Annotated in this window: 13 protein-coding genes; 5 read left to right on the top strand and 8 right to left on the bottom strand. The window is 46.8% G+C overall.

Annotated features, from left to right (window positions below; translation table 11 throughout):
* The first annotated feature begins 28 nt into the window (after nucleotides 1–28).
* The 5 genes from galE to GWG06_RS22905 all read left to right on the top strand — a co-directional run bounded on the left by galE (nucleotide 29) and on the right by GWG06_RS22905 (nucleotide 4,136).
* Nucleotides 29–1,057, top strand: coding sequence for a UDP-glucose 4-epimerase GalE (gene galE / locus GWG06_RS22925; protein WP_160716253.1), 1,029 nt, complete (start codon nucleotides 29–31; stop codon nucleotides 1,055–1,057).
* A 50-nt stretch (nucleotides 1,058–1,107) separates the two neighbouring features.
* On the top strand, nucleotides 1,108–2,073 hold the full coding sequence (locus tag GWG06_RS22920; RefSeq protein WP_127042664.1) for a transketolase family protein: 966 nt from the start codon (nucleotides 1,108–1,110) through the stop codon (nucleotides 2,071–2,073).
* Nucleotides 2,074–2,269: 196 nt separating this feature from the next.
* Entirely contained in the window at nucleotides 2,270–2,827 is a 558-nt protein-coding gene (locus GWG06_RS22915) for an RNA polymerase sigma factor (protein WP_127042666.1), read from the top strand.
* Between the two features lie 97 nt (nucleotides 2,828–2,924).
* Nucleotides 2,925–3,641: a hypothetical protein gene (locus GWG06_RS22910; protein ID WP_127042668.1), complete on the top strand. Its 717-nt coding sequence runs from the start codon at nucleotides 2,925–2,927 to the stop codon at nucleotides 3,639–3,641.
* 3 nt (nucleotides 3,642–3,644) lie between these two features.
* Nucleotides 3,645–4,136, top strand: coding sequence for a hypothetical protein (locus tag GWG06_RS22905; RefSeq protein ID WP_127042670.1), 492 nt, complete (start codon nucleotides 3,645–3,647; stop codon nucleotides 4,134–4,136).
* A gap of 150 nt (nucleotides 4,137–4,286) precedes the next feature.
* Here GWG06_RS22905 and GWG06_RS22900 read toward each other — a convergent pair whose 3' ends face one another.
* The 8 genes from GWG06_RS22900 to mrdA all read right to left on the bottom strand — a co-directional run bounded on the left by GWG06_RS22900 (nucleotide 4,287) and on the right by mrdA (nucleotide 18,844).
* Nucleotides 4,287–4,631 carry a nuclear transport factor 2 family protein gene (locus tag GWG06_RS22900; RefSeq protein ID WP_127041351.1) on the bottom strand — a complete coding sequence of 115 codons (345 nt, stop codon included), beginning with the start codon at nucleotides 4,629–4,631 and terminating at the stop codon, nucleotides 4,287–4,289.
* Between the two features lie 37 nt (nucleotides 4,632–4,668).
* Nucleotides 4,669–5,514: an AraC family transcriptional regulator gene (locus GWG06_RS22895; protein ID WP_160716251.1), complete on the bottom strand. Its 846-nt coding sequence runs from the start codon at nucleotides 5,512–5,514 to the stop codon at nucleotides 4,669–4,671.
* A 12-nt stretch (nucleotides 5,515–5,526) separates the two neighbouring features.
* Nucleotides 5,527–6,273 (bottom strand): MBL fold metallo-hydrolase, encoded by a 747-nt coding sequence (locus GWG06_RS22890; protein ID WP_127041347.1) that lies wholly within the window; start codon nucleotides 6,271–6,273, stop codon nucleotides 5,527–5,529.
* A gap of 131 nt (nucleotides 6,274–6,404) precedes the next feature.
* The gene (locus tag GWG06_RS22885) at nucleotides 6,405–6,686 is read right to left on the bottom strand and encodes a hypothetical protein (RefSeq protein WP_160716249.1); all 282 of its coding nucleotides are present in this window, start codon (nucleotides 6,684–6,686) and stop codon (nucleotides 6,405–6,407) included.
* Between the two features lie 257 nt (nucleotides 6,687–6,943).
* Nucleotides 6,944–11,113, bottom strand: coding sequence for a DUF6443 domain-containing protein (locus GWG06_RS22880; RefSeq protein ID WP_160716247.1), 4,170 nt, complete (start codon nucleotides 11,111–11,113; stop codon nucleotides 6,944–6,946).
* 18 nt (nucleotides 11,114–11,131) lie between these two features.
* Nucleotides 11,132–15,418 (bottom strand): DUF5977 domain-containing protein, encoded by a 4,287-nt coding sequence (locus GWG06_RS22875; RefSeq protein ID WP_160716245.1) that lies wholly within the window; start codon nucleotides 15,416–15,418, stop codon nucleotides 11,132–11,134.
* 168 nt (nucleotides 15,419–15,586) lie between these two features.
* Entirely contained in the window at nucleotides 15,587–16,873 is a 1,287-nt protein-coding gene (gene rodA / locus GWG06_RS22870; protein ID WP_127041341.1) for a rod shape-determining protein RodA, read from the bottom strand.
* Between the two features lie 36 nt (nucleotides 16,874–16,909).
* Nucleotides 16,910–18,844 carry a penicillin-binding protein 2 gene (mrdA, locus tag GWG06_RS22865; protein WP_127041339.1) on the bottom strand — a complete coding sequence of 645 codons (1,935 nt, stop codon included), beginning with the start codon at nucleotides 18,842–18,844 and terminating at the stop codon, nucleotides 16,910–16,912.
* Nucleotides 18,845–18,894 lie beyond the last annotated feature (50 nt).

The raw sequence follows: 18,894 nt of genomic DNA, 5'->3' as shown, positions 1-18,894 counted from the left end.
CTCAAAAAATTGTAAATCTGAAATTATCATGAAGGTTCTTGTTACAGGTGGTTGTGGCTATATAGGCGCCCATACTATTGTAGATTTAATCAATCATGGATTCGATGTGGTGTCCGTGGACAGCAACATCAGAAGCTCTACCCAGCTCCTGGACGGCGTGGAAAAAATTACCGGCAAAAGAGTCCGTAATTACAAAGTAGACCTCTGCAACCTGGAAGATACACATGCGGTTTTTCATGAAAACCGCGACATTGTGGGTGTAATACATTTTGCAGCACTGAAAACAGTACCGGAGTCCGTTGCGGATCCCTTACTGTATTTTCACAATAACCTTACCTCTCTCATCAATGTTTTAAAATGCATCAAGGAATTTAATATCCCTCACCTGGTATTTTCTTCTTCCTGCTCTGTTTACGGCAATACCAAAGCCCTGCCGGTAGTGGAAGAAACACCGCTGGGTGAAGCGCAGTCTCCTTATGCACGTACCAAACAAATGGGAGAACAGATCATTGAAGATTACAGCCGGGTAAACGATACCCAGTCCATCCTGTTACGCTATTTCAATCCGGTAGGCGCACACCCTTCCGCACTGATAGGCGAACTGCCGCTGGGCAAACCGGATAACCTGGTGCCGGTAATTACCCAGACTGCCATCGGTAAAATACCTAAGATGACTGTTTTCGGTACCGACTACGATACCCGCGACGGCTCCTGCGTACGTGACTATATCCATGTAACGGATATCGCCAACGCACACACAAAAGCCCTGCAGTACCTGATTGCCCGCAAAAACAGCAGCAACTGCGAAATCTTCAACCTTGGCACCGGTAACGGCGTTACCGTACTGGAAGCCATCCGCGCTTTTGAAAAAATCTCCGGCGTGAAACTGAACTACACCACAGGCCCCCGTCGCCCCGGTGATGTCATCTCCATCTATGCCAATAATTCCCGCGCCAAGGAAAAGCTGGGCTGGGAACCCAACATCGGTATAGAGGACTGCATGCGCACCGCCTGGCAGTGGGAAGTAAGCCTGCGCAACAAAGTGCTGAGTAACTAATTCGTCACTTTAAATGTTTACTTTTACGCTTCAATTTTAAAAAAACCGCAATGGTAAAAGATATTCAACCGCTGAACGAAAAAGAAACCCGTGCCGGATTCGGCGAGGGCATCCTGGAAGTGGGTCGTAAAAACCCCAATGTTATTGCCCTCACCGCCGACCTGCTCGGCTCCATGAAGCTGAACGCATTTATCAAAGAATTCCCTGATCGCTTTGTACAGGTAGGTATTGCCGAAGCCAATATGATTGGCATCGCCGCCGGTATGACCATCGGAGGCAAGATCCCGTATACCACCACTTTTGCCAATTTCTCTACCGGCAGGGTATATGACCAGATCCGCCAGTCCGTTGCCTACTCCAACAAAAATGTAAAAATCTGCGCATCCCACGCCGGTCTTACATTAGGAGAAGATGGCGCTACCCACCAGATACTCGAAGATATCGGTATGATGAAAATGCTGCCTGGTATGACCGTTATCGTACCTTGCGATTTCAATCAGACCAAAGCCGCCACTATCGCTATTGCAGACCATGAAGGTCCGGTATACCTGCGTTTTGGCCGTCCGAAATGGCCTAATTTCACACCTGAAAACCAGCCATTCGAAATCGGTAAAGCCCAGATCCTCCACGAAGGAACTGATATTACCCTCTTCGCCTGCGGCCACCTGGTGTGGATCGCCGTTGAAGCCGGTAAAATCCTGGAAGAAAAAGGCTACAGCGTGGAAATCATCAATATCCACACCATCAAACCGCTGGACGAAGCTGCTGTCATCAAATCACTCTCCAAAACCGGTTGCGCCGTTACTGCCGAAGAACATAACGTACTCGGTGGTCTGGGCGACAGTATCGCACAGGTAGCTGCCCGTCACGTGCCCGTACCTATCGAATACGTAGGTACCAACGATACCTTCGGCGAAAGTGGCAAACCCGTTGAACTGCTGAAGAAATACGGACTGGATGCAGACCATATTGTGGCCGCAGCCGAAAAAGCCCTTCAACGCAAGAAAAAACAATAATCATTTTGTTATTTGATTATTTGAGATTTTGAGATTTGTCTCTGATATATATGCCCTCCGGACCTCCGGGGGGCATTTCTTTTTAAAGAAAAATCTCAAATAATAAAATAATAAAATGATTAAACTTTCCGGCCTCTAAAGCATCTTATTGTATTATATTCAGGATATAAAAAACCTGTCCAGAACCATTTAACCTATGGCCGTTACACAGGACGATAAAGCATTACTGGCACTGTACCGGATACCTGCGTCAAGGGAAGAAGGCTTCACGTTAATCATCCGCAAATACCAGGAACGGCTTTACTGGCATATACGCCGGCTGGTGATTGCGCATGATGATGCCAATGATGTGCTGCAGAACGTATTCATTAAAGTGTGGAAAAACCTGGAGAACTTCCGGGAGGATGCTCAATTGTATACCTGGCTGTATAAGATCGCAACCAATGAAAGCCTTACCTTCCTGGAACAGCAAAAGCGGAAACAGGCCGTTTCACTTTCAGATGTGGAAGATGGACTCAGCAATAAGCTCCGTGCCGACAGCCAGTTTGACCCTAACAAGCTGGAATGGAAACTACAAAAGGCCATCCTGCAATTACCAGAAAAACAGCGGATCGTATTCAACCTCCGGTATTATGACGAGATGCCCTATGAAGAAATGAGCCGGGTACTGGATACATCCGAAGGCGCCCTGAAAGCCTCTTATCACCATGCCGTTAAAAAGATTGAAGAATATATCAAATCCAACGATATCTGAATCTCAGTTTTCTATTTTAAGCAAACTTTAAAGATTTTTGCCAAAAGATTAAAATTATATTAAACTATTAATAAGGGCTACTGTCTAAAAACTGTATATGAACAGGGAAAGCTACATTATCACTGAATTGGAACAGCTCGTACCGGGAGCCGGATGGCCCGCTGAAGCGCCCTTTACGGCGCCGGCAGGTTACTTCGCGCAATTGCCCGCCGCCGTGCTGCAAAGAATTCAGGAAGAGGAAACTCCCCCCGTTCAGTCCGTTAAGCCCAGTCATCCATTTTCAGTTCCTTCCGGTTACTTCGACGCTTTACCCAAAGCTATCCTGCAACGACTGCATACTGCTGCCGATCCCATACAGGAAGAACTGGCTACCCTGTCTCCCCTGTTGGCCGCCATCCCGCGGCAGATGCCCTTTTCAGCGCCAGCCGGCTATTTCGACACACTGAAGCCTGCAACACCGGCAACGCCTGCGCCTATGCGCACCGTTCACCGGAACATCACCGGCACATGGCTCAAATGGGCTGTGGCAGCCTGTCTCGTGGCATTTACCGGCACTACTGCACTCATATTTCTGCAAAAAGAAAACAGCTTTAATATAGAAAGACAACTGGAAGGCGTCAGCGACCAGGATATTGTGAACTATCTCCAAACCCATACCGACGCTTTTGACAACGACATTTTTTTCGCAAGCACAGACGGCAAAGACCAGGCCTCTGAAGACCTGCAGAAAAAACTGGAGGAAGAAATTCCTGCCGATGCCATTGAAAAATATCTGGAACCCGTTCTGTCAAAAGAGGTATTACCTAATCAGTGATGCATGAAGAGTATTAATATTATATGGATTGTCTTGTCTGGCCTGCTGATGATAACCCACATCAGTACGGCACAACAACCACCGTCTGAAGAAGCCGCTGAAAAAATCAAGGCCCTCCAGATGGAATACCTCTCCAAAAAACTGGACCTCTCCGCCGATGAAGCCCAGAAATTCTGGCCTATCTATAAAAATTATACGAAAGAAGTAGAACTGCTCATCGCAGACCGCCATAGCAAAAGACAACAGAACCGCCTTATCGGCGAAGATGCCGACGCCATCGCCAAACGTAACATGGACAACGACCTCGGCTACGAAAAAAGAATGTACGACATCCGCTCCCGATATACCTCCGAATTCCAGCGGGTACTCCCCGCCAGAAAAGCCGGCGCCATATTCCGGAGCGAAAAGGAATTCCGCACCATCATGCTTAATCACCTGCATAATCAACGCCTGAATAGAATGAATCAGGGAATGATGCGGAAAAGACAAATGTAAAATAATTACGAATTGCGAATTACGAATTACGAATGTAGTAGCGAAGAGCTAAACGGAGATTAAAGGTGATATTTAGTACTCATACCTTTAATCTCCGTTTAGCTCTTCGCTACTACATTCGTAATTTGCAATTCGTAATTCGTAATTTCATTATTTATAATGCGCTCTTACTTCCACCACCAACCCCTCTTTCACAATCATCATCTCCGTACTGAGTTTGTCCTGAACGCTTTTATAGTAAAGAACAACAGAGTTTACGCCTTCCAGAATGTGGTATAAATCGAAGTGCAGGTCGGGGTAGGCGGTAAGCGCACGCTGAAAATAGGCGCGCAGCGCTGCCTTACCACGGATACAGCCGGACGGGTCATTGTTGATCTTCACAATGAAGGGAGAATAAAATACGATGTCTTCATCATAATGGGACATAATGTCTTCCAGGTTATGGGAATTCCAGGCATGCAGCCATGCTTCAGCGATAGCGGTGAGACTTTCCATTGTTTTTTTCAGAAAGATAAGGATTGCAGCCGGGTGATTATTTGCTGAAAAGATCACTTTCTCCGTTGCGCCATTGCAGCGGAGTGAGGTGATAATAATGCCGGAACTGGCGGTAGAAGTGAGTAACGTCTTCAAACCCGCTGCTGTAAGCTATTTCAGGGATAGGCCGGACAGTGGTGCGCAGAAGGAAAGCCGCCATCTGCAGCCTTTTTTCCCAGACCCACTGCATCGGGCTCTGGTGATACACACGCCGGAAACGGCGCTTCAGGGTGGCTGTACTCATATATCCCATGGCTGCCACATCATCCAGCTGCCGCACCTGCTGCAATTCCCGGCACAACTTCTCCATCATCTCAGGCAAAGGCAGGGAAGATGTCAGCAACTGCAGTATGTGTTTATCTTCCTGCTGCAGGAGATACAAAACCTGTTGAATGGTGGCTTGGTAATCGGGCCTGGTATTATCATGAAAATCGCGGTACAGCTGCCGGCTTAACTTCCACCAGTGCGGAGAACGGGGTAATGCAGTAGTGTGTCCGGCAGGAAAACCGTTGGCAGGCGTAAACCGGTATTCCCTGAGCTGCTCTTCCGGCAGTACAATATTGATACTCACAAAATCTTCCTGCGGACAAAGAATTTCGGAGCAGATGACAGCGCCGGCAGGAATCAGGAATATATCGCCGGCACGCAGGTGATGCACCTTTGTGCCGTCATACATTCTTTTGCGGCCGCTGAGTATTAAATTCAATACAGGCTGCGGTATATACAGGCCGTGGGTAACCGGCTGCCTGTATTCACTGAAGGCAGCCCAGGGATGGCCCTGCTGCTGCCATGTTCTGACATTGTATTGCCCTGCCAGCCTGAAATTATGGTACAAGGTATACATATGCGTTTACTATCAGAATTTAGCGGTTGGCTCTTTGGTGTCGTGATAGAAGAGGAATGTCCAGCCTTCCTGCTTACCACGCTCCAGGAACTCCTGACGTAATTCCATGCTGCGTTTGCCGTCATAGTCATACTTGGCTACAAAGCGGCTTTTCATCTGTGATATCTGTGGCGCCACATCGCCGCCGAAAAACACTTTATCTTCTCCGTCGTCAACCAGGAATACCTGGTGATAAGGGCAATGTCCTCCGGTCAGTTCATAATGAATATATCCGTCGATAGTACCGTTGCCGGTAGTGAACACAACATTATCACGTTGCTGCAGCAGAACGATATCTTCTGCCAGGTAGGATTTACCGGCATGTTCCATTGCGTACAGCATTTCTTCGTTATTAACATAATAGGTAGCGCCGGGGAAAGTCAGGGTACGTTCGCCTGTAACCGGATCTGCAGCGGAAACGCCGCCGGAATGATCTTTATGCAGGTGGCTCATCAGTACTTTGGTAATCTCCATCGGGTTGATGCCGTGGTCTATCAGGTGCTGATGAATCTGTAAAACGCCGTCAGGATTACGGAATCCCAGCCCGGTATCAAACAGGATATAATCGCGGTCAGTTATTACTAAAAATGGTTGAATCTCTACCAGCAGGGAGCCGTGCGGACGATCCTGTAGATTGTCCACGCCTGCTTTGAATGGAGAGAAACGTTTGGTAGCGTCTACCGTAAATGAACCTTCTGATAATGGAATAATACGTGCCATAGGGCAAAGATAAGACTTACCGGGTTTTAAACTGTACCAGCAGGCTTAATGGCCTTCCTGTCTCCAATAATAAGCAAGGAGCTCCAGATAATATCTGTAGCTCCAGGATCGTAATTTTTTTTATACTAATATTAAGGAGTGCTTTGCCTGTTAAGAAAAACTTCAAAAAAACCACAATAATCATACTTCCTGATTTCTGTTGCAAAGTTATCCGTAACAATCTTCAGCAGTTTAAACAGATCGGCTTCAGCATTACTTCCCTCAAAACTAACTGTATTGTCCAGCTTTAATATATATCTGAAAGTATCATGCGGTACAGTTTTGTTTATGTGCTTTAGTGATTGAATCTTTGTCAGCAGACTATCGGTCTGCTTTTTATCAACTTCGGAAAGTTGAAATGTTAATATTTTCATGATTGAATCATTCTTCCCTGACACATAATTTATAGTATCCCGTTTCTCAAAGCAAAAGTTTACAGTTCCGGCTCCCTGGTTATCAAAACTGATGATATAGTAAGAAGCATTACCAGGACATTCTATCTGCAGGCTGCAATTCCTGTAATCAGATTCATTCATCTGCTGATCAGGCGGCCGTTGCCCGGAACAACCGGACAGATACAAACCAGTGCTGAGTAATGCCAGTAATATGATGCCATACATATTTATCTGTTTTATTTATTGGTAAAAAAATAAGCCGGATTATAGGCCACCCTGACAGGAAGCTTATGCTCCTGCCGTATAATGTTCTCAGTTGGATAATTACTTCTTTTGGCATTTCCCGGGATAGTGTAATTTCCAATACCATGCGCTTCCAACTCACCCAAAGAAATTCTTTCTGTATAGGTTTTACCGCTTACACCAGTAAAGGTATTAAGTTTCGTATTGCTGTTAGGCCGGTCATAACCATCCATCATTACCAGCGAGTGAACCAGCTCCTGCGCCAGTACAATATATTCCAGCTGCTTTTCGGATACAGTTTTCCCATTTCTGGATACCTGTGCATGTACATTATTAGGTGTGAAAGTCATGGCTACATCTGAACCAGTACCGTTCTGAGAGGCATTATCATTTAGCGGAGAAGCACCGGAATTTATTTCATTCTTTTTAAAATCAATGGTCGTTGTTTTCTCATGACCGATTACCCCTCTGAGCAATGCTGTACCTGCAGCTAAGCGGTTGTCATTCCTGGCGGCCATCTGAACAATGTCTACCCTGCCGGTCTTTTCATTATACCGGATTTTATCTATGGTTAATTTTTGTAACCATTCCATTACCTTATCCCTTTCACTCTTAGTCATTTCTCCGAATGCAATACTTCTTCCGTCAGGATCTACAAACTTAACAGGGTTGCCAGCTACATAATTGTATGGTGTCCAATCGAAATATTTTTCACTTAACGGATCAGGTGTATGCCATCTTCCTATCTGACTGTCATACAGTCTTGCTCCATAATCATACCATTCCAACCCGCTTCCATCGCTGAATTCCATAGCCTGTAATTCCTTCCCATTATACCTCAGCCTATTTTCAGTATAGTTTTTACCAGAGAAAGCGTTAAAGGAGATACCTGCCATTGTTAATCCATAGGGGTAATAATGCGTTTCTTCCAGTAATGGCCCTTTGGCATCGAACACTTCTACATCATCAAAATATACGTCCTGTGAGCTTTCATTGCTTGTATAAATGTACAGAAAACCACTTTTAGCGATGACCATTTTTTCCTGTACCAGCGACTGTATTTTATCAGGTTCAGCTTTCACTCTTTTAACACCACTATTCTTGTCAACGAGTTTAAACTGATCGTCAAACAAAACGAAGTTCAGATAAGCTTTGGGCTGTTCCGGTTGCTGTTGCGGATCTTTATGTTTTAACTGTTGATATTGATGATTGTAAAAATCGGCTGTAAATGGTATCTGAGGACTTGTAACATTTCCTCCATGAGTCATTCCGGCAGCAGTACTGTAGCCGGCAACAGCAATCAGATCAGCCAGCATGTTTTCCGGCTGCTTTAATGGCGACTGTCTATCATTACCAGTAGTAGTTTTATAAAATGCTTTAGTAGCGATCCGTATACTATCACCTGCCATTACGCGCAGTACCAGAGAAGGCCCAATACTTTTCTGTCCCTGCCTTGCATTGAGCTTCGAGGCAAATCCGTTGGTTTTATTACCGGCAGCAGGATACCCCGCCGGTAAGGGTTGACGGGTTTCATCCACATTACTGAAAAGCGCCGTTTCCTTCGGTGCTGCATCAGGTTCCATCGATGCTGCATAAAATGAGAAATCAGTCTGATCTGTAAGCACCAGTCGCGTATTACCAAGGTGATCCTTCTCAAAATAATCATTCACATACTGAGGCAACTGACCTGTCTTATACACAACTCTTGTCCTCCCTTCGCTATGGCTGATAAAACGCAGCGAGTCATTCCTATAAAACAGTTTTCCGATGTAATCCGTTACTGTTGTTCTGGCAACCGGTGACAGTTCTGTAACAATTTTCTGTAATTTTCTGCCACTGATATCATAGAGATACCGGATATTTCCCTTCGCACCAAAGTCTATAAATTCAGGCAGGTTGAGGTAGTTATAGGTAATACCGGTAATCTTCTTATTTAAATCTTTAGTAAGATTACCATTGTCATCATAATCATAATCATCTCCTGCATTCACTCCATTCTTAAAATCACCCAAAGGCGCCGCTGTTCCACCGGCATCTGCAACAGATAATAACTTATTACTGTTAACAGCATAGTTATAGGTTAGGTTATCTATGGTCACTTTGCTGATGCCATCCATTCCGTTTTGTTTCATAGTAAGGATACTGCCGTTGGCATTATACTGTATACCACTTACTGAATAATCCATTGTACCACTAGTGAAAGTACCTCCAGGCTGATCCTGCTGTGTAAAATCTGCTGTGGTAAGCCGGTCATTTCCATCATAGTCATATCCAAATGCACGATATACAGCATCATTATACCCACGCCAGGTAACCCCTGAAATATTACCGCTGAATTGTTTCCTGGAAAATCCATGATCGTAAAATACCTGCGTTCCAAAATAGTGCCCTTTCCCTTCTGCAGCACCATTTATTACATACCCTTTATTTATAGCTGTAAGCCAGCCACGTATATTGAAATCATACTCCAGGCTGTCAATATCTGCCAGTTGTTTTGATAGCAGTTCTCCCTGTTCATTATACCTGTTGGTGAATATTGTTCTGAAAGCTGGTTCATCATTAACTCTTTGCCGCCCGGTGATCAGACGTCCGCCGTTATCATACTTACTGACAGTTGTAACTGTGATACGCGGGGTCACAGCACTTTTCGGATGGGTATGGCTGGCATATGTACTTAATACATTACCATTGAAATTGTATAACATCGTTAATGCATCCTGACCACCGGCTATATTATCTGACAATACCTGCAGCAGTCTTTGCTTATCATCATAATAACAGGTGGTGACAATCCACTTCTCAGGATTGCTGCCCAGCACTTTCTGTTTTGCGCCTGTCAGCAATCCGCGTGTCAAAATACTGGTTGTGGTGACACGTTCAGCATTGGGTGCTCCGTCTGCATCAGGATGTTGCAGGTCCTGATGCACTGCAGGTTTAGCACCGGCATAGCTATAGTTATCGAAATAGTTATAGTAAATGTAACTCAGCGGAGTAGCACCAATATCCGGCGTCGTTCTGTTCCACATTGTTGCCGCCAGCGCGCTGCGTGTTACATTCAGCGTATTGATGGCCTTAGCCGTTACCCGGCTGAAGACATCGTAAAACGTTACCAGCCACACTCCGTTCTTCATCATATTGGCATCCCGTGAATACACGGGCCTGTCCAGCTGATCGTATACGACCTCTTCAGGACCTGCGCCGGGGATTTTCTTCACGATAACCCGGTTGCGCGCATCGTATTCATAACGGTAACACAGGTCATCACGTAATGCTGCAGACAGCGTATAACCATTACCGTTAAGTACTGATACTGCAGCCGGTGGCAATACACATCTCAGGTTATCTTTATCATCATAGATATAGTAAGTGCAAAACCATCCGCCTATGTTGCCATTGGCCGTACCGGCAGACGTTTTTACCAGTACTACCTTCTCCTGCTTATTCTTAAAGGTGATGGTAGTATTACCGGCTTCGTCTGTAGTACTGTTTTTGTACAAAGCACCCTGTGCATACAACGCCTGCGTTTGTGGCATGCTTCCTTCCGGCAGTTGTACAGACCATAACCTTACATTATCCGCCGGTGTATTCAGTTCATACGTCTGCGCAACGCCCTTATTGCTGCCTCCCCAGCTGTTGCCGGCGGCCAGCTGTTTCAGCACACGGCCGTCTGGTGTGGCATCAAAGCGGGTTTCATTGTAATATATCTGCTCATCCGGATACCTGGCGAGCATGAAATTTTTCTGCTCCGTGAATGCACCGGATTTTATCAACCCATTATTTTCCCGCGATACATACGGCAGATAACCAAACTGCTCTCTTCCCATCACATTGTACACAGACATGGACACCAGGTCCCTTTCTCCTGCACTCCCTTTCTTGGCAACGGTTTGCACCGTGCGCCCCAGGCCATCCATATAGGTAGTGGTCATCTGTATCCTGGAAACCGCGGCACTGGTATCCAGCACCTTGTGCAGATTACTTTCTGCATACTGCGGAATACTCATCCTGATAAAGTTTACAGGCATGCCGGCAGGATAAACCGGAACAGGTTGAATGCTACCGGCGGGTATCACCGGTTTCAGTGAATTATCCGGCTTCAGCTGCGCTGCAGCCGGTATTCCCAGGCAAAGGCTATATAATAAAAACGTTATCAGCTGTTTCATCTGGTAAGGCATTTAATATTATTGACAAGGGGTTTTGGATGTAACAGCGCCCAGGGAGCTTACCCGGTAACCATATACACCATCTGAATAATAGCCCGCCGCCAGCGGGGTCGTCATGGCAGCATCTGTAAACAAAAGTGTAAACCTGTCTATCAGCTGTCCGGTGAAATATACCGGTATGGTTCTGATAGTGGTACAGGCTGCCGCAGCTGTAGGACCCTGAGATAGGGTTACAGAGACCGCGCATCCGGACAGACTGGTGATCACTCCATTGGCGCCTGTTACATACACCTGTCCGCCATCAACGGCATAATAGCCGGCGGGTAACGGTACGGTAAGACTTTCATTACTATACAACACAGTGCCCACGCCTACAAAAGGAGTACTGTTATAATAGATGTCCGTCACTTTCGGGGCTGCACAGGCGTCTGCTAATTGCAGACCTGCCCCTGCTTTCACTCGTGTAATACTTACATAAGCATCGCAATTATTTACTGCACCGATAACCCCATCCGTTACCAGGAAATATTTGCCGTCATAGAAATAATATCCATCCATCACTACGGTTGTCCGGGTATGATCTGCGTATAATGTAGTACCGGCGGCCAGCGGACCATTGGCAAAGGCAGCGCGGCACGGCCCTGAAGTATCACATACGGCATTTCCGGCGGGGAGCGAATGGCGGTACCGCAGTATATATGCCGCTCCTGCTACACAGGTAGTGGTATACATCACTATTCCGTCTTCCACATAATGATAGGTTGTAGGAATTGTTTTATTGGTAGTAGAACTGAAGAAGCCCGGTCCCAGCAGGTTTTGCAGACCGGAACCGCTGTATAGCCTGGAACCGGAGATACCCGGCGTCAGCGAAGTTCCCACAGTAACGCTGGTTACAGGCCACCACTGGGAGGCTACATTACATAGCCCGGCAGGCGTACTGGCGTAGCCGTAAAGTCCGCTACCACCCATATCATTAAATACACAGCCACCGACTGAGTCTGCATATTGCTGGCCCCGCGCCGCTATTTCACGCAATGCCTGCTGATTGGCATCTTCTACACTGATGGTGGACGCTATGGAATTTGCTTCAATACTATACGGTATTAATCCGCTCACATAGCCAATTTCACAGCTTCTGCTTTTGAAATAACCTGTCTGCCGCGTATTCACATAGAACATACATTCCACCGTCTGACCATTATAGTTATAACAGACCGTTTTGATGATATTCTTTTTATGATCCCTGATAACTGCCAGTCTGCCCAGGTTATCATACTCATAATATTTTTTCAGGTTATTGACATCTGTTTCCATAGTGATGCCGTTGAGCAGATCATACTGATAAGTGGTAATAGCGGACTGCTGTAACGCAGCACTGTTACGCAATGGCGTCAGGTATGCTTCCAGCTGGCTGTTTGTCATGATGCGGGCTGCTGCTGACGCTACCGCCTGCGCCCCGCCCAATGCGGCTTCTACATCACTGTAACTGGCATTCTCAATTTTTGCTACGATATACAGGTTGTTATAACTCCATACATAGCAGGTCTGAATACCACCACTCACATTCATGCTCAGCACATTACCGATGTCGTTATATTTATTGAATACCGTCCTGGTTTCTGCAGGGATGGAACCATCAGAAGATTTCAGATATGCAGGCAGATACAATCCTCCTTTGGTGGCGAGCGTCCTGCTATACTCCGTTGCTTCCACAGCGGTGAGATTATTATTCACCAGCCTGCTTTTCCCGATGGATACGCCTACCATTCCGCGTTGATACATTTCCCTGACCACCGGCGATAAATTTGCATCGCTCACGTAATCTGTACGGGATTCTATCTGCTTATTTTCACTGCTGGTAATTTTAGTACTTATCAGATTCCTGTTATTGACATCATACGCAAACTGAGTGAGTTCATTAAGCTCCACTCCATTTTCGTAAGCAGTGCTAACTGTTTGTTTCAGATACGGGAAATAAGTATAAATGCGGGAGGCCGTTACCCTGTACGAAGGAATATTATCATCTGCAATACTGTTTGGGCTTTGCGTCCATACTCTTACATGCTCCTCAAAACGCTGCGGGTCATCATTGTACTGATAGCTGACTTCCCGTTTTTTCGCCTTCGCATTATTGTAATACTCTTCTTTTAACACCTGCCCTCGTTCCAGTATCATGCTGTTGCCTTCATCTTCTTTCCAGAATTCATATATCTCCGTATTATCGCTCACAGCATTATCTGCCGGTTTATCTCCATAACCATTATCATGATTTTTATAGGTATGCACAACGAAACTGCCATCTGCATTTACTTCTGTCACTTCTGAATAATTGATATGATTACCCCTTGTGGCAGCCATCGGATAAATAGGGTTGCTGGCCATCTTCCAGCTGACAATATTTCCCCTGTAGGTGGAAGTGCTGGAAGCCTGACGGTACGGCGGTTTCACCTCGCCTTCATAACGGAGGAAATAGCTGGGCTGAAAGGCAAGTACACCGCTGGAAAGCGTACCATTATTCTTATAATCTTTTGTGTAGAAGAATGTTTTTTCATTGGCCTTATGACCAGGCGCATCGTAAGAAGCCACAGACCTGATCCTTACCCCGCCGGTGATTTTATTAACGAGCGGTGTATTGGGGGCTACGCCGAAAGGCCAGGTGGTAACAGTGGAACTGTAGTAGTTAGGTTCATATTCATAAACGGTATAGCCACCGGTCGGATAGGTAATCTTCTTCAGTATCTCCGACTGTACAAATGCTGTATCCGGGTCTTTTGAACGCGTCATCGCTTCCTGGTCAGCATCGGGGAAGCCGTTATTAGTGGACTGCGGATAATAGGTACTACGGCCATTATAGAAACCAAAGTGATCCAGTTTATTGGATAAATATGGCGGTAAAGGCCGCTGGTCATACTCAAAACGATAGTCGAATCCTTTCACGCGCGCAGCACCCTTTACGGTCATCCCCAGTAATTTCAAACGGGTATTCAGGTTTTCCGTATACGAGAAATTATAGCTTCTGTTGAAAGCGCCATCAGGATAACACAGTATAATACTATCGAGTTTCAGCGGACAAAGCCCTTCTGTTTTTGACTGATGTACATCGTAATAAAAATCAAAATAACGCAGGTTGCCGCCCGCCATATTATCGAGGGACGGGTTTTCCACATACTGCAGCTGCTTATCTGCTATGCTGTTGTAAAAGAGGAGCGAGTCTTTCGGCGATACAATTTTAGAGAGAAATGAACCTGTCATCATCAGCCCTTTTTCGCCCTTCACTACCGGCGGAGGAGTATACCGGATCGGTACCATAACGGGCCAGGAATAGGCGGCAACATACGTAAAACTGGTTTTCGTAACGTAGTTACGTCTTACATATTCGAAACGTATGCGATAGCCGTTAGGCGATTCAATAGCCGTCAGGTTCCAGGTAGAAGGCAGTACGCTGCTGGCCAGCGTCAGGTCAGAGGGGTAGGTGGCAGCTTCAAATCCGGGCCTGGTAAACTCTATTGCATCATCATTTCCGCCGAAAATATACTTAATGCCATGGGCATCGGTCATGGTAATTTTATATACCATTTTTGTTTTCAGCAGTATATCAGAATAGGTACCGCTGATTCTTGGCGGCGTTATATTCTGCGGCATCGGCGGCATTTTGATATTACGGCTTTCCGCTATCTCCATTTCCACCTTAAAGAATTTATCAGACTTACTGCTGATCCTGTAAACACCTTCATGATCGCGGTAAATTTTGCCGGTAACGCCGTTGAGGTTAAACTGGTATTCATCCGGGTTACCTCTGTCATCCGCTGCCTGGTAGCCTTTCAGCCCCCGCTTCAGATCTTCGGCGGAGCTCCAGGTAGGGGAACTGGTAGGCGGATAGGAAACATACGGCAGCATATCATCCGAAGCTACCCGTTCATAATCCGGTAATCCTCTTACGATGGCGGTAACAGCACCGCCTGCATTCAGCGCCCAGCCCATACCTACCGGGCCGGGGAAGATATCAGGCTTATTGCCGGCCGCATGATAACTCAGACTTACCGGTACACTCAGCTCCTTATAGTCGATGGTGTAAACAGGCACATTAATGTCGGGCAGGCCGTTAAAACCGGTGGTGGCAATTTGTCCGAAAATCCCCAGGCTGGCCGCATTGGGAGAGGCTGGGATAAAGAATCTGCTTTGGCCGTTGGGTTGTGAGGGGTTCATATTTACGCTCACTTTCTGACCGTGCACAGTGAATGGCAGCATGGCTATGCACATAGCATACACATGCCGCAGCTTTGAGCTACAGGAAACATGTAACATAGGTACGCAGAAATTCTGTTGACAAAAAAGGGAAGGCTAACCAGTCAAATCAAAGGCTATTTCTGTGTATTCACAGTCAGGGACATAGCAACGTAACACAATGATTGCACTTCATTGTAATAATAAAACTAAAAAAATAAATGCCTGTAATTTTCTCCGGCTGGATAATTAGCGTAATACCATCTGCCTGTCGGCATCCAGTCTCAGCATGATAAATATCAGCATGGTAAATGTCATGAGGGAAGATCCGCCATAACTCACCAGGGGCAGGGGAATCCCGATAACCGGCGCCAGACCTATCGTCATCGAAATGTTGATGGCCAGGTGAAAAAAGACAATACTGGCTACCCCATACGCATACACGCGCGAAAATGTCGAGCGCTGTCGTTCCGCTACAAAGATGATCCGGAAGAGCAGCGACACATACAGCGCCAGGAAGATGACACTGCCCAGGAAGCCGAAGTCTTCCCCGACAGTACAGAAGATGAAGTCCGTACTTTGTTCAGGTACAAAGTCATAACGGGTCTGCGTACCTTTCAGATATCCTTTGCCCCAGAAGCCTCCGGAGCCGATGGCGATCATACTCTGGCGCGTATTATAGGTAGCCTTGGGATCATTTTCCTTACCGAGCATTACCTCGATACGGCGTACCTGGTAATCTTTCAGCACCTTGGTGAATGCGAAGGGAACAATGAACATCACAAAAACGGAGCAGAAGGCGTATACGCCCAGAATAACGAGCAGGCGGGAACGCTTTCGCTTTATCTCCCGTCGCATGAAATAGATGACCAGTGCAGTAATAACGGAGAAGATGATGAACAGGACATATTTATCCACCAGCAGGGCAGATAATACCAGCACGATACCTGAGAAGGCAATGACCAGCAATACACCGGGCAGCCCTTCGCGGTACATGACCAGGAAGAAGGAGAAGTATACCAGCGCCAGCCCTGTTTCGTCCTGCAGGATGATGATACCTGCCGGGATGAGTGCAATGGCAGCTGCGATTAGCCGTGACCGTAGTTTTGTAAAATCCGTTTCCTGGGAAGACAGGTATTTGGCCAGCGCCAGGTTGGTACATAGCTTAGTTAACTCTGCCGGCTGAAACTGAAATCCGCCAATTACCAGCCAGGAATGCGACCCTTTTACATCTTTACCGATCGCCAGCACCAGCAGCAGCAGCAGCAACCCTCCCGCGTACATGAGATTGGCCGTGGCCGTAAAGAATTTACTGTCTGTTAACCAGATGACCGATGCCAGTACAACCGACACACCAAACCACATCATCTGGCGCGAATAGTTTTTATTCAGATGAATAATATCCTGCCAGATATTGTCCTCACCGCGGTATTCTGCCGCGAAGATGGACATAATGCCGATGATCACCAACGCCAGGTAGAGGCCTACGATAGGCCAGTCAATCCCCTGTGTCAGTTTGGCTTGTGAGCGGTTCATTGCTTGTTAACTCAGTTTATTCGATGAAGTATATAATTACTTTCCGTTCTTTTTCAAGGCGGCGGTTGCATTCAGTGAATCCAGTTTGGATTTTAATACCATGGCATTATCCATGGTAACCGTTTCCATTACGGTTTTCATCAGTGCCTGCCGTTTGGTGGAGATGGAGTCTTTCAGGTATTTCTCCATCATCAGACTGGCAATAGGCGCTGCATATCTGGCGCCGAAGCCGGAGTTCTCCACTATAACAGCAATGGCTATACGCGCTTTTTCTGCCGGGGCAAAAGCCACAAACACCGCGTGGTTCTTCAGTTTAACACGCTTTCCATCCACAAATCCGTAGTTTTCCACCGTACCGGTTTTACCGCCGATGCTGATACCTTCAATCTGGGCAATACGGCCGGTACCACTGGTGATTACATCAGCCATACCATGAATTACAGCACTGTAGGCAGTATCCGTGATATGCGCCACTATGTGTTTCTCTTTATATTTCGCCAGCAGGTTGGTGTTATCATTATCTATACTTTGTACAAAGTGCGGAATGAAATAAGAACCGCGGTTAGCCACAATACACATGGCATTAGCCATCTGCAGGGGCGACAGCGTCAGCTCACCCTGACCTATACCCAAAAATACGGAAGTACAGGAGTTCCAGCTGCCTTTATACATCTTATCATAGAATGCCGGGTTAGGTACCGTACCCCTGGCCTCGCTGGGAACATCCACACCGATACGGTGTCCGAAGCCGAAGCTGCTCATGTAATCAGACCATTTCTGCAGGCCGCCGATCCTGATACCGCCGAATTTGGAGGCATCAACACTGAGGCGGTACACGTGCGAGAAATAGGAGTTACAGGAGTGGGAGAGCGCCAGCCGCAGGTTGGCGGCGTGTCCGGCATCATGGTGCTCGCATTTGATAGGGCGACTGCAACCGTAGTATGCACCGCCGCAGGGATAGCCGAAGCTGGGCGTGATAACGCCTTCATCAAGTCCGACCAGCGCAATCATGGGCTTGAACGTAGATCCCGGCGGATAAGTAGCCTGAATGGCCCTGTTAAAGGTAGGTTTGGTAGTATCCCTGTTCAGCAGTACAGAGTTGGTACTGCGGTAGGAGCCTGTGAGCAGGTTAGGATCAAAGGTAGGTGCGCTCACCATTGCCAGGATACCGCCGGTCTGCGGATCTATGGCTACGATGCTGCCCATCTTACCTTTCATGAGCTTTTCCCCGAACTGCTGTAAATCTATATCCAGCGATAACCGCAGGTTTTTGCCGGCGATAGCGGCGCTGTCAAATTCACCGCCTTCGTAGGCGCCTTGTGGGCGGTTAAGATTATCTTTTACGAGATACTGAATACCACGTTGTCCCATCAATACAGACTCGTAGGTTCTTTCCAGACCGGCCAGCCCCAGGTAGTCGCCGGAGTTGTAAGACGCGTAGGCCGAGTCTTTCAGGCGTTCCGGGGAAATTTCCCCGATATAACCGAGGATATTGGCGGCGGCAGCATAAGGATAGGAGCGTATCTGGCGGGGTACCAGCTCAAATCCAGGCTGGAAGAGGTACATACTTTCCTGCAGCTGCCCGAACACTTCGGCTGGCAGCAGGGCGGCAAAAACGGATTGTCTGACGCGGCCGTTCTTCACGATAGCATTGACAATGCGTTTTCTGAATTCTTCCTTATCTATCCGGAGAATATTACAGAGATAGGCAGTATCGATATTTTTAACGCTGGAAGGCGTGACCACCAGGTCGTAGAGCACATCGTTGCTGAGGATGCTGCGCCCCTTGCGGTCAAAAATGATACCTCTGCTGGGATACACCACCTTCCGCAGTACCGCATTGGCATCCGCGAGCTTTGCGTATTTCTTCTCTACTATCTGCAGGAAAAACAACCTGGTAATGATCAGCACAACCATCCCAAGTATTATCGCCTGTATAACTCTCTTTCTGGGCTGATTAAAAACTGACATATAGCAATGAGCTGTTGGTGTTAACCGTCAGCTGTCGATTTATTTATTCG

It is taken from the genome of Chitinophaga solisilvae, assembly GCF_009928525.1.
Taxonomy (GTDB): Bacteria; Bacteroidota; Bacteroidia; order Chitinophagales; family Chitinophagaceae; genus Chitinophaga; species Chitinophaga solisilvae.
The sequence above is the reverse complement of the archived record's forward strand: the minus strand, read 5'-3'. Positions and strand labels throughout refer to the sequence as shown.